Here is an 18,774-nt window from a genome sequence, read left to right on the forward strand (position 1 = left end):
CAGTGCTGCGTGCGGGTCAGCGGGCGCCGAGAGCGTGCTCGAGCGCGAGCTGGTTGAGGCGGACGAAGTGGAAGCCGCGCTTGGCGACGTCCTCGACGTCCAGGTCCTCGAAGGTCGAGCGGTCGTTCAGCAGGTCGTCGAGAGTCTCGCCCTCGGCGATGGTCGGCTGGGCCAGCTCGTAGACACCGGCCTCCTCGAGCGCCGCCTGGACCTCGGGGTCGGCCCGGAACGCGAGCGCGCGCTCCTTGAGGATCAGGTAGGACTGGATGTTCGCCGCAGCGGACTCCCAGACGCCGGCCATGTCCTCGGTGCGGGACGGCTTGTAGTCGAAGTGACGCGGGCCGTCGTAGCGCGGGCCGCCGCTCGGGAAGCCGTTCTCGATCAGGTCGACCGTGCCGAACGCGGAGAACAGGTCGCCGTGGCCGAACACGAGGTCCTGGTCGTACTTGATCGACTTCTGGCCGTTGAGGTCGATGTGGAAGAGCTTGCCGGACCACAGCGCCTGGGCGAGACCGCTGGTGTAGTTCAGGCCGGCCATCTGCTCGTGGCCGGTCTCCGGGTTCAGACCGACGATGTCGCCGTGCTCGAGCTCGGCGATGAAGGCGAGCGCGTGGCCGACCGTGGGGAGCAGGATGTCGCCGCGGGGCTCGTTCGGCTTCGGCTCGATCGCGATCTTGAGGTCGTAGCCCTTGTCCTTGATGTACCCGGCGACGGTGTCGATGCCCTCGCGGTAGCGGTCGTGCGCGGCCTTGAGGTCCTTGGCGGAGTCGTACTCCGCACCCTCACGCCCGCCCCACATGACGAACGTCGCGGCACCGAGCTCGGCGGCGAGGTCGACGTTGCGGATGACCTTGCGCAGGCCGTAGCGGCGCACGCGACGGTCGTTCGAGGTGAACGCGCCGTCCTTGAAGATCGGGTGGCTGAACGTGTTGGTCGTGACCATCTCGACCGTGATGCCGGTCTCGTCGAGCGCGCCCTTGAAGCGGGTCAGGATCGCGTCGCGCGTCGCGGCGTCGGAGCCGAACGGGACGACGTCGTCGTCGTGGAACGTCACGTGCGCGACGCCCAGCTTCGCGAGCTGGTGCACCGACTCGACCGGGTCGAGCGCCGGCCGGGTCGCGTCTCCGAACTGGTCGCGTGCCTCCCAGCCGATGGTCCACAGACCGAACGAGAACTTGTCTTCAGGGGTGGCCTTGCGCGCCATCGGGCTCTCCTCCACGAGATCCGCCAAATTTGTTGTACGGCTGAACTTATGCAACTGAGGCGCTAGGGTCAAGTCATGCCGGACCACCTGATGCCCGAGCCGGGCAGGAACCCGGTACGCGGGCGATCGCCGGACGACCTCCGCCCCTGGTCATCGGGGATGTCGTCCCAGATCGTGCCCCGTCGTCCAGCGCCGTCGTCGTCGGGATCGACCTCTGGTGCGCACCATGCGGGCGCCCGCGTGCGCACCGCAGGACGCGCCGCGCGGCAGGAGTCGTTGCGCGAGCACAACCTCAGCCTCACGCTGCAGAAGGTCGTCGACGCCGTCCGGCCCGTCTCCCGCGCGGACATCTCGGCCGCGACCGGGCTTGCGCGCGCGACCGTGTCGGGGCTCGTGGACCAGCTCATCGACGCGTCTCTCGTCATCGAGCTTGCGGCACCCGTGACGCGCGAGGCGCGCCGGGTCGGCCGCCCTGCCGTGCCCCTCGCTCCGGCTCGCGGGACGGTGGCGGGCGTCGGCATGGAGGTCAACGTCGACTATCTCGGCGTGCGTGCTGTCGACCTCGCCGGTCGCGTGCTCACGGAGGTCGTCGAGATCGACGACTTCCGCAACAGCCGGCCCGAGGCGGTGCTGGACCGTCTCGCGCGCACGGCGGGGCGCGTGCTGGCCAACCTGAGTGCCGACGGCGTCCGGGTGGCGGGCACAGCCCTCGCTCTGCCCGGCCTGGTCGACCGGGTCACGGGTCCGCTGCGCTACGCGCCGAACCTCGGCTGGCGGGACGTGGACGTGGTCGGGCTGCTGACGACCCACCCGGTGCTCGCGGGCTTCCCGCCCTCGCTGGCGAACGAAGCCAACCTGGCGGCGCTCGCCGAGGCGGTCGCGCGACGCGACGGCGGCCGAGCGAGCTTCGTCTACGTGTCGGGCGAGGTCGGCATCGGCGGGGCCATCGTCCTCGACGGTGAGATCTTCGCGGGCCGGCACGGGTGGAGCGGAGAGATCGGGCACACGGTCGTCGACGCGTTCTCCACATCCGAGGCCGACGACGGCACGGCCGGCGCCGGTCGTCGGACGCTCGAGGACTACGCCGGCCAGGACGCCCTCATGCGCCGCGCGGGTCTCGACCCGACCGCGCCCCTGAGCGATCTCGTCCATGCCGCCGAGGCGGGCGACCCGGCTGCGCTCGAGTCCCTGCGGCGCGGCGGAACGGCGCTCGGGGTGGTGCTCGCGAACATCGTGAACGTCGTCGACATCGGCATGGTCGTGCTCGGCGGGAGGTTCTCGGAGATCTACCCGTTCGTCCGCGACGCCGTCGAGGAGCAGCTCGAGCGCTGCGTGATCTTCGCCCCCTGGTCGCCGGTCGAGGTGCAGGTGGCGCGTGCGGGGGAGTACCCCGCGATGACCGGCGGAGCGATCGCCGAGCTGCGGACGGTCGTCGCCGACCCGGTCGCGTGGGTGGCCGACGGAGCCTGATCGCACGGCCCCGATCCCTTGTCGTGACCCAGATGTTGCGCGATCGTGACCTGTTTGGGGACCTTCTTCGCTTGCGCTGCGTTGGGTTCACGTCCTAAATTCAGCGCAGCAACAAATAGAGCCCCACGGCTCGCAGCTCGACGACGGAGCGGGCACGCAGGTCCATCGGAGGACCCGCGCGTCCACCGTCGACGGGGGCGCACGAGTGCGCTCCTGACGCCGCCGGGTGGTCCGGTCGGTGGGAGGAAGGATCAGACAACGATGTCGCTCAGGAAGACAAAGATCGTCGCGGCGGTTGCTGGAGCTGCGCTCCTGCTCGTCGGGGCCAGCGCGTGCAGCAGCACGCGGGACACCACCTCGGGCTCCACCAGCGGCAGCACTGCAGCTGCAGCGGGCGGCCTCATCGGTATCGCGATGCCGACCAAGAGCCTCGAGCGCTGGAACAACGACGGTGCGCACCTCGAGGAGCTGCTCAAGGCGGCTGGCTACACCACGAGCCTGCAGTACGCGGACAACAAGGTCGACCAGCAGATCACGCAGCTGCAGAACATGATCAACCAGGACCCGAAGGTCATCGTCGTCGCCTCGATCGACGGCACGGCGCTCGGCCCGGTGCTCGCCCAGGCCAAGGCCAAGAAGATCTCCGTGATCGCGTACGACCGCCTGATCAACGGCACCTCGGACGTCGACTTCTACGCGACGTTCGACAACTACAAGGTCGGCCAGCTCCAGGGCCAGTTCATCGAGACGCAGCTCGGCCTCAAGGACGGGAAGGGCCCGTTCAACCTCGAGCCCTTCGCCGGCTCGCCGGACGACAACAACGCCAAGTTCTTCTTCTCCGGCGCGTGGGACGTCCTCAAGCCGTACGTCGACAAGGGCCAGCTCGTCGTCCCCTCGGGCAAGGCGCCGGCGTCGGACGCCGACTGGACCAAGATCGGCATCCAGAGCTGGAAGTCCGAGACGGCGCAGTCCGAGATGGACAACCGCCTCAACTCGTACTACCAGGACAAGAAGGTCAACGTCGTCCTGTCCCCGAACGACTCCCTCGCGCTGGGCATCGAGCAGTCGCTCGACTCCCAGGGCTACAAGGTCGGCGCGGACTGGCCGATCGTCACGGGCCAGGACGCCGACAAGGCGAACGTCAAGAACATGATCGCCGGCAAGCAGTCCATGACGGTCTGGAAGGACACCCGCACGCTGGGTGACCAGGTCGCCAAGATGGTCGACCAGATCGTCAAGGGCGAGACGGTCACCGTCAACGACGAGAAGACCTACGACAACGGCAAGAAGATCGTCCCGACCTACCTGCTCCCGCCGCAGGTCGTCACGAACGACAAGGCAGACATCACGAAGTCGCTCGTCGACTCGGGCTTCTACAAGGCCGCAGACCTCGGCCTCTGAGAATCCCCAGCGCTGGCTGCCGGGACCGCACCGGGGGAGAATTCCCCTGGGTGCGGCCCCGGCAGCGGCGCAACCCATCCCGACGACAGCAGACGGCAGGCTCAGATGTCGACCGACAACACCATTCTTGAGATGCGCGAGATCACGAAGCTCTTCCCGGGCGTCAAGGCGCTCCAGGACGTGACGCTGACCGTGGAACGCGGTGAGGTGCATGCGATCTGCGGCGAGAACGGCGCGGGCAAGTCGACCCTCATGAACGTCCTGTCGGGTGTGTACCCGCACGGCACGTACGAGGGAGAGATCTTCTTCGAAGGCGAGCTCTGCGACTTCCGGACCATTCGCGACAGCGAGCACCGCGGCATCGTGATCATCCACCAGGAGCTCGCCCTGAGCCCGTACCTGTCGATCGCCGAGAACATCTTTCTCGGCAACGAGCAGTCGTCGCGCGGGGTCATCGACTGGAACAAGACGAACGCCGAGGCGGCGAAGCTCCTTGCACGCGTCGGTCTGTCCGATGCGCCGGACACCAAGATCAAGGACATCGGCGTCGGCAAGCAGCAGCTCGTGGAGATCGCCAAGGCGCTGTCCAAGCGCGTCAAGCTGCTGATCCTCGACGAGCCGACCGCCGCGCTGAACGACGAGGACTCGGCCCACCTGCTCGACCTGATGCGCAGCCTCAAGGGGCAAGGCATCACCTCGATCATCATCTCCCACAAGCTCAACGAGATTGCCGCGATCGCGGACCGCACCACGGTCATCCGGGACGGCAAGACGATCGAGACCCTCGACATGCACGGCGCCGAACCGATCACCGAGGAGCGGATCATCCGCCCGATGGTCGGACGATCGCTCGACGACCGATTCCCGGACCGCGAGCCGAACATCGGCGAGGAGGTGCTGCGGATCGAGGACTGGACGGTCCACCACCCGATCGACCAGGGCCGCAAGGTCGTGGACGGCGCGTCGATCAGCGTGCGCCGGGGCGAGGTCATCGGCCTTGCCGGGCTCATGGGCGCGGGCCGGACCGAGTTCGCGATGAGCGTCTTCGGCCGGACGTACGGGTCGAGCGCCTCGGGCAAGGTCTTCAAGGACGGCCAGGAGATCCACACCCGCACCGTCGGGGAGGCGATCGCCCACGGCATCGTCTACGCGACCGAGGACCGCAAGCGGTACGGCCTGAACCTCATCGAGGACATCAAGCGCAACATCAGCGCGGCGGCGCTCGGCAAGCTCTCCCGGCGCGGGGTCGTCGACCGCGAAGAGGAGGTGCTCGTCGCCGAGCAGTACCGCAAGGACCTCAACATCAAGGCGCCCTCGATCGAGGCCGTGGTCGGGAAGCTCTCGGGCGGCAACCAGCAGAAGGTCGTCCTGAGCAAGTGGATCTACGCCGACCCCGACGTGCTCATCCTCGACGAGCCGACGCGTGGCATCGACGTCGGTGCGAAGTACGAGATCTACACGATCATCAACCGCATGGCCGACGCCGGTAAGTCGGTCATCTTCATCTCGTCCGAGCTGCCCGAGCTGCTCGGCATGTGCGACCGCATCTACACGCTGAGCCAAGGTCGTGTGACCGGCCAGCTCCCCCGGGCAGAGGCGACGCAGGAGTCGCTCATGATGCTCATGACCAAGGAGAAGGAAGGGACGCCGCGATGACCGCCGTCACCGAATACCTCGGCAAGAACGTGCGCCAGTACGGGATCTGGGGCGCGCTCGTCGCGATCGTCATCCTGTTCGAGTTCCTGACCAACGGCCTGCTGCTGATGCCGAACAACGTGGCCAGCCTGGTGCAGCAGAACGCGTACGTGATGATCCTGGCGATCGGCATGGTCATGGTGATCGTGGCCGGCCACATCGACCTGTCGGTGGGCTCGGTGGTCGCCTTCATCGGCGGCCTGGTCGCGATCATGATGGACAAGTGGGGCCTCCCGTGGCTCGTCGCGGTGCTCCTCGGCCTCGTCGTCGGCGCGCTCGTGGGCGCGTGGCAGGGCTACTGGGTCGCGTACGTCGGGATCCCGGCGTTCATCGTGACCCTCGCCGGCATGCTCATCTTCCGCGGGCTCGCGATCGTGCTCGTCGGGACGACGATCGCCGGTCTGCCGCCGGGCTTCAACGCGATCAGCAACGGGTACCTGCCGAACACCTTCGGCTTCATGGCCGGCCGGGACGTCGTCACGGTGACCATCGGGCTGCTCGCCCTGCTCGGGCTGGTCTACTCGCAGGCTCGCGCGCGCCGGACCCTGCGCAAGCACGACCTCGCGGTCGAGCCCTTCCCGGCGTTCGTCGGCAAGCTCGTCCTGTTCGCGCTCCTGCTCGGCTACCTCACGTGGCTGCTCTCGGGCAGCAACGGCATGCCGATCGTCCTGATCATCGTCGGCGTCCTCATCGTGGCGTACACGTTCGTCCTCGGCCGGACGGTCTTCGGTCGGCACATCTACGCGATCGGTGGCAACCTCAACGCCGCGATCATGTCCGGTGTCAACACGCGCCGGGTCAACTTCGGCGTCTTCGTGAACATCGGCGTCCTGGCCGCGGTCGCGGCGATCGTGACGACGTCGCGTGCCGGTGCGGCCGTCGCCGCCGCCGGTGACAGCTACGAGCTCGACGCGATCGCTGCGTGCTTCATCGGTGGCACGGCCGTCACCGGCGGTGTCGGCAAGGTCTCCGGCGCCATGATCGGTGCACTCATCATGGGTGTCCTGAACATGGGCCTGTCGATCATGAGCGTCGACCCGTCCTGGCAGAAGGCCATCAAGGGTCTCGTGCTCCTCCTCGCTGTGGCGTTCGACCTGCTCAACAAGCGTCGCGCCGGCACCAGCTGACCGACCCACCTGCTCGACCCCGACGCCGGGCCCCGCACCATGCGGGACCCGGCGTCGTCGTGCCGGGCGTCTACGATGCGCGCGTGACCAGCGCACGCACGTCCCTGTGGATCGGCACCTACCCCGCGGCCGGTGCGGGCAGCCCCGCGGGCCTCGGCGAGGGGGTGTGGCGGGTCGACCTCGACGCCGCGTCGGGGACCCTGGGGGCCGCCGAGCTGGTCGCGGTCACCCCGTCGCCGTCCTTCGTCGCGACGCACCCGTCGGGGCGCGTGCTCTACGCCGTCGGCGAGCTCACGGCGGGCACGGTGACGGCATTCTCCGTGCCGGTCGACGAGCCGGTCGACACGGTGGACGACGGCCCGGCGTCCCACGCCCCGCCGCCCGGCCCGCTCGTCGTGCTCGACGTCGTCGGATCGGGCGGCGCCGACCCCTGCCACCTGCTGCTCGCCCCGGATGCGCGCACCCTGTACGTCGCGAACTACTCCTCGGGCACGCTCGGCGTCCTGCCGCTCGACGCGGACGGACGGTTCAGCGCCGGGGTCCTCGCGGAGGGCGGCCCGGTGCAGGTCTGGGGGCACGCGGGCTCGGGACCCGACGCGAGTCGGCAGGAGGGACCGCACGCGCACTTCGTGGCGATCGCCCCGGGTGGGCTGTTCGTCATCGTCGCGGACCTCGGCACGGACGAGCTGCGCAGGTATGCGCGGGACCCCGGGACGGGGCTGCTCAGCCCGGCGGGGGTCGCGGCGACCCTGCCGCCGGGAACGGGCCCCCGCCACCTCGTGTTCGCCCCGGACGGCCGGACCGCCTACGTGGTGGGCGAGCTCGACGTGAGCGTGCGCGTGCTCGCGTGGGACCCCGGCACGGCGTCGGGCACGCTGGTCCAGTCGTTGCCGGCAGGTCCGCCGCCTGGACCGGTCGACCACGAACCCGGCAGCGCCGCGGGCCGTCGGGTCCTGCCGTCGCACATCGAGCTCGACGGCGACCGGCTCCTCGTCGCGGTGCGGACGAGCGACATGCTCGTCGGGTACGCGCTGGCCGCGGACGGCACGCTCGTCGCCGACGGTGCGACCGCGGTGCCGGGTGCGTGGCCGCGACACTTCGCGGTCGTGGACGGGACAGTCGTCGTCGCGGCGCAGGTGGGCGACGCCGTGGTCGCGTTCCGGCCGGGTGAGGGCGCGGTTCGCTGGGTCGTCTCGTCGGTGCTGCCGCTGCCCGCGCCTGCCTGCGTGGTGCCGACGGCCTGAGGCGCCCAGGTCGCGCGAGGCTGCGGGGACCGGGCGCCGGCGGCGGGGTGCGGGGTGACAATGGGGCAGGTGTGTTCGCCCACCTCCCTCGCCCACCGATCCCCGCAGGAGCCCTCGTGAGCCTCGAGCAGCCGCGCGTCGCGATGCTGTCGGTGCACACGTCGCCGCTCGACCAGCCGGGCACGGGCGACGCCGGCGGCATGAACGTCTACGTCTCGGAGCTGTCGCAGGCGCTGGCTCGCCGCGGTGCGCGGGTCGAGATCTTCACGCGCGCGACGTCGTCGACCCAGCCGGAGACCGCGGTGCTCGAGGGGGCCGACGCGCACGGCACGCCGTTGACCCCCGAGGGTGCCCGCGCCGTGCTGCTCGCCGAGGGCGTCGAGCCCGGGGTCGTGCCGCCCGTGCTCGTGCACCACGTGCCCGCGGGCCCGTTCGAGGGGCTCGACAAGAACGACCTGCCCGGCCAGCTGTGCGCGATGACGGCCGGTGTGCTGCGGTCGGAGGCGGCGCGCAGGCCCGGCTGGTACGACGTGGTCCACTCGCACTACTGGTTGTCGGGGCAGGTCGGGTGGCTCGCCGCGGACCGGTGGGAGGTCCCGCTCGTGCACACGATGCACACGATGGCCCGCGTGAAGAATGCAGCCCTCGCCCCGGGGGACACCGCCGAGCCCAACGGCAGGATCATCGGTGAGGAGCAGGTCGTCGCGGCGGCCGACGCGCTGGTGGCGAGCACAGCCGAGGAGGCGCAGGACCTCGTCGAGCTGTACGACGCCGACCCGGCGCTCGTGCACGTCGTGGCCCCGGGCGTGGACCTCGAGGTGTTCACCCCCGGTGGACCTGGGGCGCGTGCCGAGGCGCGCCGGGCCCTCGGCCTGCCGCTGGATCGCGACATCGTGCTCTTCGCCGGGCGCGTGCAGCTGCTCAAGGGCCCCGACGTGCTGGTGCGGGCCCTGGGCGTGCTCGCGGCGACAGGTCGGCCGGTGCCGATGCTCGTCGTTCTCGGCGGGCCGAGCGGGCGCCCGACGGCAGTCCGTGAGCTCTCGGCGCTGGCCGCCACGACCGGCGTCGGCGACCACGTGCTGCTGCGTCCGCCCGTGCCGCGGACCGAGCTTGCCCAGTGGTACCGCGCGGCCGACGTCGTGGCGATGCCCTCGCGCAGCGAGTCGTTCGGTCTGGTCGCCATGGAGGCGCAGGCGAGCGGGACCCCGGTGCTCGCGGCCGCCGTCGGCGGGCTGCGTTCGGTCGTGGCCGACGACGTCTCGGGCTCGCTCGTCCCCGGCCACGACCCGGTGGTGTGGGCGGACGCGATCGCCGACCACCTGGCCGACGCCGGCCTGCGCGCGCGGCTGGCCGTCGGTGCCCGGCAGGTGGCCGAGCGGTTCGGCTGGGACGCCGCGGCGGAGCAGGTGCTCAAGGTGTACGCGCTCGCGGACGCCCACCGACGCGCCTGACCGGGGTCCGTTCACGGGTCGAACGTCCCCGTCCACCCCCCTGCCTCGTGGGGCAGGATGAACCCATGACCTACACCCTCGTGCTGCTCCGCCACGGCGAGAGCGAGTGGAATGCCAAGAACCTGTTCACCGGCTGGGTGGACGTCGCGCTGTCCGAGAAGGGCGTCGCCGAGGCCGTGCGTGGCGGCTCGCTGCTCACGGACGCGGGCGTGCTCCCCGACGTCGTGCACACGTCCCTCCTGCGTCGCGCCATCACGACCGCGAACCTGGCCCTCGACGTGGCCGACCGGCACTGGATCCCCGTCAAGCGCAGCTGGCGCCTGAACGAGCGCCACTACGGCGCCCTGCAGGGCAAGGACAAGAAGCAGATCCGCGACGAGTACGGCGACGAGCAGTTCATGCTCTGGCGTCGCTCGTACGATGTCCCGCCGCCCCTCGTGGACCTGGGCTCGGAGTTCTCGCAGGACGCCGACCCGCGGTACGCCGACGCACCCGTCGTGCGGGCCGAGTGCCTCAAGGACGTCCTCGAGCGCGCGCTGCCGTACTGGCACAGCGACATCGTCCCCGACCTGCAGGCCGGCAAGACGGTGCTCGTCGCCGCGCACGGCAACTCGATCCGCGCGATCGTCAAGTACCTCGACGACGTCGACGACGCGACCATCGCCGGGATCAACATCCCGACGGGCATCCCGCTGCGCTACGAGCTCGACGAGACGACCCTGAAGCCGGTCGTCAAGGGTGGCGAGTACCTCGACCCCGAGGCCGCTGCCGAGTCGATCAAGGCCGTGGCCAACCAGGGCAAGTAGTCAGGACGACAGAGCGTCTGGACGACACAGCGTCAGGACGTACTGAACCCCCGCGCCGTGGGCGCGGGGGTTCAGTCATGCCTGGGGCCGTCCGGTCGAGCGAGGCCCTGCTCGGAGGGTCAGCGCTCGCCGCTGAGGTCCTCGGCGAAGTCGCCCGTCACGAGGTAGGTCACGCGGCGCGCGATCGACACGCCGTGGTCGCCGAACCTCTCGTAGTACCGGCCGGCGAGCGTCACGTCGACCGTCTCCTGCGGAGTCCCGGTCCAGCCGCCGCCGAGCATCGCGGTGAACGTGTCCTCGTGCAGCCCGTCGAGCAGGTCGTCGTCGCGCTCGATCTCCTTCGCGACGTCGAGGTCGTGCGTCTGGAGCAGCGCGGTGGTGCGGCTCGCGACGCGCGTCGCGGCGTCGTGCATCTCCGCGAACGCCCCGGTCAGGCCGTGCGGGATCGCGTGCCGGGGGTAGCGCAGCCGGGCGACCTGGGCGATGTGCCGGGCGAGGTCGCCCATGCGCTCGAGGGTCGCGCTCATCCGGAGCGCCGAGACGATGATGCGCAGGTCGGTCGCCACCGGCTGCTGCTGGGCGAGCATGAGGATGCACCGCTCGTCGAGCGAGCGGTTGATCGCGTCGATCGCGGCGTCGTCGGCGATCACCGACTCGGCCAGCTGGAGGTCGGCGGTCAGCAGCGCCGTCCCCGCCCGGTCGATGGCCCGCTCGACGAGCCCGCTCATCGAAGCGAGGTCGTCGCCGAGCTGCCTCAGCTCGGCGTCGAAGATCTTGCGCATGTGTTCCCTCTCTCAGTGCCCAGGTCACAGGATCCCACGACGAGGTGAACGTCGTCCCGTTCCCAGGTGAACATCAGGCGAGCGACCGGTCCGCGGGTGAGATCGGCGGTTCCCTGACCGTACCCTGACGAACGTGCAAGGAATCGAAGGAGCGGCAGTCGTTCTCGCGGGGCTGCTCGGGCTCGTGACGGGCGGCAGTGCCGCGCTCGCGTTCCGCCTGAGCGAGCGCGCTCAGCACACCGTCCCGGAGCAGCCGGCGCCCGAGCTCGACGAGGGCCTCGTCCGCGTGCTCGCGGTGCTGCGCTCGGCAGCGGTGGTCCTTGACGCCGACGACCGGGTCGTGCGTGCGAGCCCGCCCGCCTACGCGCTCGGCGTGGTGAACGACGGCCGGATCATGCACGCGGCGATCCGTGACCTCATCGCGGACGTGCGCCGCACCGGGACGATCCGCGACGAGGAGCTCGAGCTGCCGCGTGGCCCGCTCGGCCGCGGCACCCTCATGCTGCAGGTCCGGGTCGCGCACGTCGGCCCCGACCACCTGCTCGTCCTCGCCGAGGACCGTACCCAGGCGCGCCGGCTCGAGGCGATCCGTCGTGACTTCGTGGTGAACATCTCCCACGAGCTCAAGACGCCCGTCGGTGCTCTCTCGCTGCTCGCGGAGACGGTCCAGGACGCCGCCGACGATCCCGAGGCCGTGCGCCGGTTCGCGGGCCAGATGCGCAAGGAGGCCACCCGGCTCTCGGCGCTGGTCCACGAGATCATCGAGCTGTCGCGCCTGCAGGTCGCCGGAGCGCTCGAGGAGATCTCGGCGATCGACATCGACGCCGTCATCGCCGAGTCGGTGGACCGTGCGCGCACGAACGCCAGCGCGAAGCAGATGGTCTTCGACGTCGGCGGGGCGTCGGGCGCTGTCGTGTTCGGCGACCACGGCCTCCTCGTGACCGCCGTACGCAACCTGCTGGACAACGCCGTGGCCTACTCGCCCGAGGGCACCCATGTGGGGGTGGGGGTGCGCGTCGTCGAGGGGCTCGTCGAGATCGCGGTCGTCGACCAGGGGATCGGCATCTCCCCGGACGAGCAGGACCGGGTCTTCGAGCGGTTCTACCGGGTCGACCCGGCGCGATCGCGGGACACCGGCGGCACCGGCCTCGGCCTGAGTATCGTCAAGCACGTCGCGGCCGACCACGGCGGCGACGTGACTGTCTGGTCGCGACCCGGACGGGGCTCGACCTTCACCCTGCGACTGCCTCAGGCGGTCACCCCGCAGCACGACGAGGGCCTCGACGGCCCCGTGCAGACAGGAGTCACCCCGTGACCCGCATCCTCCTGGTCGAGGACGAGGAGTCGTACCGCGATCCGCTGACCTACCAGCTGACACGGGAGGGCTTCGACGTCGTGACCGCGGCGACGGGCCCCGAGGCGCTGGTGGCGTGGGAGAACGGCGGCGCCGACCTCGTGCTGCTCGACCTGATGCTGCCGGGGATGTCGGGCACCGAGGTGTGCCGGTGGCTGCGTGCGCGCAGCGACGTGCCGGTCATCATGCTCACCGCGAAGGACGGCGAGATCGACAAGGTCGTCGGCCTCGAGATCGGTGCGGACGACTACGTCACGAAGCCCTACTCGTTCCGCGAGCTGCTGGCCCGCGTGCGGGCGGTCCTGCGGCGGGGCGCGATCGGGACCGCCGACGCCGCGACCGAGCACGACGAGGGCACGCTCGACGTCGGCCCGGTGCGCCTGGACGTCGAGCGGCACACGGTCCACGTGCACGGCGAGCTGGTCGCGTTCCCGCTCAAGGAGTTCGACCTGCTCGAGTTGCTGATGCGCAACGCCGGCCGCGTGCTGACCCGCGGGCAGCTCATCGACCGTGTGTGGGGGTCGGACTACGTGGGGGACACCAAGACCCTCGACGTGCACGTCAAGCGCGTGCGCGCCAAGATCGAGTCCGATCCGGCCAACCCTGTGCTGCTGCAGACCGTCCGGGGGCTCGGCTACAAGCTTGCCGATGCCGCGGTGTCCTGAGGGCACTTCGTCGACCATCGTTCACCCTGCGTTCACCTTCCGCGGGCCTCCAGGTCACTTGTCCTGCTTAGCGTCAGCCCTGCACCGCGGCCTCCGGGTTGCGGGGGCATCTGACGATGAAGCACCAGGAGAGGGATTCCCGTGAAGGTTCGGCAGTTCGCACGACTGGCCAGTGTGGCCGGCGTCGTGCTCGTCTCGTCGCTGACGCTCGCGGCCTGTGGGTCCGACAACAACGCCGCCGGTGGCACCTCGGCGGCCCCCACGGCTGGCAAGACCACGGCGGCAGCTGCTGTCGACTGCGGCACCGGCGGAAAGATCAACGCTGAGGGCTCGTCGGCGCAGAAGAACGCGATCGAGCAGGCCATCGCGTCGTTCGCCACCGTGTGCCCCGACATCACTGTCAACTACAACCCGACCGGTTCCGGTGCGGGCATCACGCAGTTCAACGCGGCGCAGGTCGACTTCGCCGGCTCGGACTCGGCGCTCAACGCCGACAAGGGCGAGGTTGCCGCCGCGGCTGCGCGCTGCGCCGCGAACCCCGCCTGGAACCTGCCCATGGTGACCGGCCCGATCGCGGTCGCGTACAACCTGTCGGGCGTCGACAAGCTCGTCCTGAACGCCGAGGTCACCGCGAAGATCTTCCACGGCGACATCACGACCTGGAACGACCCCGCGATCGCCGCGCTCAACACGGGCGTCACGCTGCCGTCGGACGCGATTCACGTCTTCTTCCGCTCGGACGAGTCGGGCACGACCGACAACTTCACGAAGTACCTCAAGGCCGCCTCGAACGGCGCCTGGACCGACGAGCACGCCAAGGCGTGGCCGAAGTCGGGTGCCGGTGAGGGCCGCGAGAAGTCCGCAGGCGTGGCCGAGGGTGTCAAGACGACCCCCGGTGGCATCTCCTACGTCGAGTGGTCGTACGCCAAGGACAACAAGCTGGGCATCGCCCAGATCGACAACGGCTCGGGTGCCGTCGAGCTGAACGCCGACTCGGTCGGCAAGGCCGTGGCCGCCGCGAAGCCTGCCGGCGAGGGCAACGACCTGCAGCTCAAGCTCGACTACGCGACCAAGGAGGCCGGGGCGTACCCGATCATCCTGGTGACGTACGAGATCGTCTGCTCGAAGGGTCTCGACGCGAACCTCACGAAGGGTGTCAAGGCGTTCCTGACGCACTTCGCCTCGGTGGACGTGCAGAAGAGCCTCGTCGACATCGGCTACGCGCCGCTGCCCGCCGAGGTCCAGGCGAACGTCGCGAAGGCCATCGCGGCCATCGCCTGAGCCTGACCTACGCTAGAACAGTCGCACCTGCCTGACGCCGTCGTCCTGGTCCCCCTCGGGGTGCCGGGACGACGGCGTCAGACGGCACCCAGTACCCCACCTGAAGGATGGCGATGGTGACCACGACCAGCCCGCAGCCCGACGCCACCCTCACCGGTGGCCGGCGCCGTGGGCCGGACCGGCTCTTCCGTGGGCTCGCGGTCTCCGCGAGCGGCATCGTGGTCACGCTCGTCGTGATCGTCGGTGCGTTCCTCGTCACGAAGGCGGCCCCGTCGCTCGCGGCCGACACGGCCAGCTTTCTCGGCTCACGCGAGTGGGACGTCGCCGACCCCACGAACCTGCGGTTCGGCATCGCCCAGCTCCTCTGGGTCACCGTCATCTCGTCGATCCTCGCGATGGCCCTGGCGGTGCCGGTCGCGATCGGCGTCGCGCTCTACCTCACGCACTACGCGCCGGCCCGCGTGGCCAAGCCGTTCGCCTATCTCGTCGACCTGCTGGCCGCCGTCCCCTCGATCGTCTTCGGACTGTGGGGGGCACGGGTCCTCATGCAGTACGTCCAGCCGCTGCAGGACTTCCTCAAGCGGGTCTTCGGATGGTTCCCGCTGTTCGCCCCGACCTCCGTGCAGGCGGGCACGATCTTCCTCGCGTCGATCGTCCTGGCCATCATGATCCTGCCGATCATCACCGCGCTGTCGCGTGAGGTGTTCCGGCAGACGCCGAACGAGCACAAGGAGGCCGCGCTCGCGCTCGGCGCGACCCGCTGGGAGATGATCCGCATCGCGGTCCTCCCGTTCGGGCGGCCCGGTGTCATCTCCGCGTCGATGCTCGGCCTCGGACGCGCGCTCGGCGAGACCATCGCGGTCACGATCATCCTGTCGACGACGTCGGGCGCGTTCAGCTGGTCGCTCTTCTTCGGGGGTGAGACGTTCGCGTCGAAGATCGCGAACGCGGCGTCCGAGTTCGATGCCCCGTCCAAGACCGGCGCCTACATCGCGGCCGGCCTCGTCCTCTTCCTCCTGACGTTCGCGGTCAACGCCGTCGCCCGCATCATCATCGAGCGACGGAAGGCCTTCTCCGAATGAGCGCCGTGACCTCGTTGAGCCAGAGTGCCGTCCCCGCCGGGCCGGGGACGCCCGCGTTGGGTGACCTGAGCAGCCCTGCGAGCGCCTCGCGGCGCGCCAAGGACCGCGCCGCGACCATCGCGATGCACACGGCGTTCGTCCTCGCGCTCGTGCCGCTCGTCTGGATCCTGTGGACCGTCATCTCCCACGGCTACCAGATGCTGCTGACCTCGCAGTGGTGGATGAACTCGCAGCGCGGCGTCACCGTCCGCGACTTCGGCGGCGGGGCTTACCACGCCATCATCGGGACGCTCCTGCAGGCCGGGGTCACGGCCGTCATCTCCGTGCCGATCGGCATCCTCACCGCGATCTACCTCGTCGAGTACGGGCGCGGCGTCGCGGCACGCGCGGTGAGCTTCATGGTCGACGTGCTCACCGGCATCCCGTCGATCGTCGCCGCACTGACGATCTACGCGCTGTGGATCTCGACCTTCGGGCTGTCGCGAGTCGGCTTCGCCGTGAGCCTCGCCCTGGTCCTGCTCATGGTCCCGACGATCGTGCGGTCGACCGAGGAGATGCTCAAGCTCGTCCCGAACGAGCTCCGCGAGGCGTCCTACGCGCTCGGGGTGCCGAAGTGGAAGACGATCATGCGGATCGTCCTGCCGACCGCCTTCTCCGGCATCCTCACCGGTGTCCTGCTCGGGCTGGCGCGCGTCATGGGCGAGACCGCCCCGCTGCTGATCCTCGGGCCGTACACGAAGTCGATCAACCTCGACCTCTTCCACGGCAACATGGCCTCGCTCCCGACGATGATCAACCAGGACCGCACCGAGTTCCTCGACGCCGCGGTCCAGCGCACGTGGGGCGCCGCGCTGACGCTCATCCTCGTCGTGATGCTCCTCAACCTCGCCGGCCGACTCATCGCCCGGTTCGGGAAGGTGTAGCCGTGCGCACCCGAGCAGGCGCCCGCCCGAGCGGCGCGCGCACACTGGACCCGACCCCCGTACCGTCTCGAAAGGAGCGCTGACCGCTGTGGCCAAGCGCATCGACGTCAAGGACCTCAACGTCTACTACGGGGACTTCCGTGCGGTCGAGGGTGTGACCCTGGGGATCGACGCCCGGTCCGTGACCGCCTTCATCGGACCGTCGGGCTGCGGCAAGTCGACGTTCCTGCGGACGCTCAACCGCATGCACGAGGTGCTACCCATCGGCCGCGTCGAGGGTCAGGTGCTGCTCGACGGTGCCGACCTGTACGACAAGAACGTGGACCCGGTCGCGGTGCGCCGGACCATCGGCATGGTGTTCCAGCGCCCCAACCCGTTCCCGACGATGTCGATCTTCGACAACGTGGCCGCCGGGCTGCGTCTGAACGGCACGAAGAACAAGGCCGAGCTCACCGAGGCGGTCGAGACGTCGCTCCAGGGGGCCAACCTCTGGAACGAGGTCAAGGACCGACTCGACAAGCCCGGCGCCGGGCTCTCGGGTGGTCAGCAGCAGCGGCTGTGCATCGCACGGGCCATCGCGGTGCGCCCGCAGGTCCTGCTCATGGACGAGCCCTGCTCGGCGCTCGACCCGATCTCGACGCTCGCGATCGAGGACCTGATCTCCGAGCTGAAGAGCGACTACACGATCGTGATCGTGACCCACAACATGCAGCAGGCCGCGCGCGTCTCGGACCGGACGGCGTTCTTCAACATCGCGGGGACAGGCCAGCCGGGTCGGCTCATCGAGATCGACGACACCCCGGTCATGTTCTCGTCGCCGCGTGAGAAGGCCACAGAGGACTACATCTCGGGCCGCTTCGGCTGACCAGCAGGTCGTCGTCGGCTGTCCGGCTCGCCGGCTGCGGCCGACGGTCTGCCGTCTCGGCCCGGCTAGCTCGCGGTCGGGGTGGGGACGAGCGTCGCGTACTCCGGGAGCGTGCCGTCGAGCACGGGCACCGAGACGGTCAGGGATCCGCCCGGGCCGGTCGCGAGGGTCAGCGGGGTCACGCCGCCGGGTGCGTTGTCCGCGGTGAACGTGATCTTCTTGCCCGTGTCGCCACCCACCAGGACCGTCGTGGCGGGGTCGACCCGGACGGTGCCGATCGCGACGGTGCCGGACGTGATCGAGACGGTGATCGCGGCAGTCCCCCGGTTGGTGAACGCACCCTGCAACGCCGCGGGCGCACCCTGGGCGCTCGTCAGGACGATGAGGTTCTCCGCCGTGATGTCGCCGAGCACTGCGCGGACACCGTCGGACGCCGAGTAGGCCTTGGCTGTGGTGATCTCGTTGGTCGCGGAGCAGCCGGCGAGGGCCAGGCCGGCGAGGGCGACGACGCCCGCCGCAGCGAGCCGGTGAAGCAAGGACGAGCGGGCGCGGATCACGGGTTCTCCTCGTTCGCTGTGCCTCGTCGGCACACATCGGTCGGCAGACATCTATCGCACACATCTGTTGCACACCTGTGGGACAAACGTGCAGGTCACGGCTGTCGGAGCGGGTCGAGGCGGCCAGTTGCGGGGCCGACGGCGGTGCGGACAGCTGCCCGCAACACTTTACTGGTCCGAGCGTCGTGCGCGCCTCGGTCGAGGTCGGTCAGAAACGATCCGTGACCTGGACGAGAGCCGTCGAACCGACGGCGAGGAACTCGCTCGGCTGCCTCTGACCTGCACAAACGTCCGTGACAGGCCCCCGGGAGGCCCGCTGGAACGTGATAGAATGGGCATCCGCGAAAGGGGACACCCACAGATGACTTTCACTGTAGGGGAGACGGTTGTCTACCCGCACCACGGTGCAGCATTGATCGAAGAGATCAAGACCCGAACGATCCGTGGCGAGGAGAAGCTCTACCTGAAGCTCAAGGTGGCGCAGGGCGACCTGACGATCGAGGTCCCGGCGGAGAACGTCGATCTCGTCGGAGTGCGTGACGTCGTCGGCCAGGAGGGTCTCGACAAGGTCTTCGAGGTCCTGCGTGCGCCGTACACCGAAGAGCCGACCAACTGGTCTCGCCGGTACAAGGCGAACCTCGAGAAGCTGGCCTCGGGCGACGTCATCAAGGTTGCCGAGGTCGTCCGCGACCTGTCGCGTCGCGACGCCGACCGCGGGCTCTCTGCCGGCGAGAAGCGCATGCTCGCCAAGGCCCGTCAGATCCTCGTCTCGGAGCTCGCGCTCGCGGAGCACACCGAGGAGGAGAAGGCCGAGGCCATCCTCGACGAGGTCCTGGCGTCCTGACGGCCTCCTGACCGCGTCCTGAC

17 protein-coding genes are annotated in these 18,774 nt (G+C 69.8%); 14 read left to right on the top strand and 3 right to left on the bottom strand.

Annotated elements, in window-relative coordinates; all coding sequences use genetic code 11:
- Positions 1-16: 16 nt before the first annotated feature.
- Positions 17-1,204, bottom strand: coding sequence for a xylose isomerase (xylA, locus tag VFW79_RS04915; protein WP_329676202.1), 1,188 nt, complete (start codon positions 1,202-1,204; stop codon positions 17-19).
- A gap of 240 nt (positions 1,205-1,444) precedes the next feature.
- On the opposite strand from xylA, the gene VFW79_RS04920 reads away from it, so the two are divergent.
- The 7 genes from VFW79_RS04920 to VFW79_RS04950 all read left to right on the top strand — a co-directional run bounded on the left by VFW79_RS04920 (position 1,445) and on the right by VFW79_RS04950 (position 10,398).
- A complete protein-coding gene (locus VFW79_RS04920) occupies positions 1,445-2,674 on the top strand; it encodes an ROK family transcriptional regulator (protein ID WP_329676203.1) in 1,230 nt (409 codons plus the stop codon).
- Between the two features lie 261 nt (positions 2,675-2,935).
- The gene (gene chvE / locus VFW79_RS04925) at positions 2,936-4,075 is read left to right on the top strand and encodes a multiple monosaccharide ABC transporter substrate-binding protein (protein WP_329676204.1); all 1,140 of its coding nucleotides are present in this window, start codon (positions 2,936-2,938) and stop codon (positions 4,073-4,075) included.
- Positions 4,076-4,180: 105 nt separating this feature from the next.
- Positions 4,181-5,731 (top strand): multiple monosaccharide ABC transporter ATP-binding protein, encoded by a 1,551-nt coding sequence (gene mmsA, locus VFW79_RS04930; RefSeq protein WP_329676205.1) that lies wholly within the window; start codon positions 4,181-4,183, stop codon positions 5,729-5,731.
- Positions 5,728-6,897, top strand: a complete 1,170-nt coding sequence (gene mmsB, locus VFW79_RS04935) for a multiple monosaccharide ABC transporter permease (RefSeq protein ID WP_329676206.1) — start codon at positions 5,728-5,730, stop codon at positions 6,895-6,897. Before mmsA ends, mmsB begins: the two co-directional genes overlap by 4 nt.
- 83 nt (positions 6,898-6,980) lie before the next feature.
- Positions 6,981-8,141 carry a lactonase family protein gene (locus VFW79_RS04940; protein WP_329676207.1) on the top strand — a complete coding sequence of 387 codons (1,161 nt, stop codon included), beginning with the start codon at positions 6,981-6,983 and terminating at the stop codon, positions 8,139-8,141.
- Between the two features lie 143 nt (positions 8,142-8,284).
- Entirely contained in the window at positions 8,285-9,592 is a 1,308-nt protein-coding gene (locus tag VFW79_RS04945) for a glycosyltransferase (RefSeq protein WP_329676229.1), read from the top strand.
- Between the two features lie 65 nt (positions 9,593-9,657).
- Complete coding sequence (locus VFW79_RS04950) at positions 9,658-10,398, top strand: phosphoglyceromutase (protein WP_329676208.1); 741 nt, start codon at positions 9,658-9,660, stop codon at positions 10,396-10,398.
- Between the two features lie 119 nt (positions 10,399-10,517).
- Here the strand turns inward: VFW79_RS04950 and phoU are convergent, their stop codons facing one another.
- Positions 10,518-11,180: a phosphate signaling complex protein PhoU gene (gene phoU / locus VFW79_RS04955; RefSeq protein WP_329676209.1), complete on the bottom strand. Its 663-nt coding sequence runs from the start codon at positions 11,178-11,180 to the stop codon at positions 10,518-10,520.
- Between the two features lie 142 nt (positions 11,181-11,322).
- Here phoU and VFW79_RS04960 point away from each other — a divergent pair, with 142 nt between their 5' ends.
- The 6 genes from VFW79_RS04960 (at position 11,323) to pstB (ending at position 17,350) form a co-directional block, all read left to right on the top strand.
- On the top strand, positions 11,323-12,495 hold the full coding sequence (locus VFW79_RS04960) for a sensor histidine kinase (RefSeq protein ID WP_414647879.1): 1,173 nt from the start codon (positions 11,323-11,325) through the stop codon (positions 12,493-12,495).
- On the top strand, positions 12,492-13,199 hold the full coding sequence (locus tag VFW79_RS04965; protein ID WP_329676211.1) for a response regulator transcription factor: 708 nt from the start codon (positions 12,492-12,494) through the stop codon (positions 13,197-13,199). The genes VFW79_RS04960 and VFW79_RS04965 overlap by 4 nt, the downstream gene beginning before the upstream one ends.
- Positions 13,200-13,340: 141 nt before the next feature.
- Complete coding sequence (gene pstS / locus VFW79_RS04970; protein ID WP_329676212.1) at positions 13,341-14,480, top strand: phosphate ABC transporter substrate-binding protein PstS; 1,140 nt, start codon at positions 13,341-13,343, stop codon at positions 14,478-14,480.
- A 113-nt stretch (positions 14,481-14,593) separates the two neighbouring features.
- Complete coding sequence (gene pstC / locus VFW79_RS04975; protein WP_414647878.1) at positions 14,594-15,562, top strand: phosphate ABC transporter permease subunit PstC; 969 nt, start codon at positions 14,594-14,596, stop codon at positions 15,560-15,562.
- Complete coding sequence (gene pstA / locus VFW79_RS04980) at positions 15,559-16,485, top strand: phosphate ABC transporter permease PstA (RefSeq protein WP_329676214.1); 927 nt, start codon at positions 15,559-15,561, stop codon at positions 16,483-16,485. Before pstC ends, pstA begins: the two co-directional genes overlap by 4 nt.
- A gap of 88 nt (positions 16,486-16,573) precedes the next feature.
- Positions 16,574-17,350 carry a phosphate ABC transporter ATP-binding protein PstB gene (gene pstB, locus VFW79_RS04985; protein WP_329676215.1) on the top strand — a complete coding sequence of 259 codons (777 nt, stop codon included), beginning with the start codon at positions 16,574-16,576 and terminating at the stop codon, positions 17,348-17,350.
- A gap of 65 nt (positions 17,351-17,415) precedes the next feature.
- Here the strand turns inward: pstB and VFW79_RS04990 are convergent, their stop codons facing one another.
- Positions 17,416-17,907: a hypothetical protein gene (locus tag VFW79_RS04990; RefSeq protein WP_329676216.1), complete on the bottom strand. Its 492-nt coding sequence runs from the start codon at positions 17,905-17,907 to the stop codon at positions 17,416-17,418.
- A gap of 361 nt (positions 17,908-18,268) precedes the next feature.
- Here VFW79_RS04990 and VFW79_RS04995 point away from each other — a divergent pair, with 361 nt between their 5' ends.
- On the top strand, positions 18,269-18,751 hold the full coding sequence (locus VFW79_RS04995; RefSeq protein ID WP_109131655.1) for a CarD family transcriptional regulator: 483 nt from the start codon (positions 18,269-18,271) through the stop codon (positions 18,749-18,751).
- Positions 18,752-18,774 lie beyond the last annotated feature (23 nt).

It is taken from the genome of Cellulomonas sp. (assembly GCF_036279715.1).
Lineage (GTDB): Bacteria > Actinomycetota > Actinomycetes > Actinomycetales > Cellulomonadaceae > Cellulomonas_A.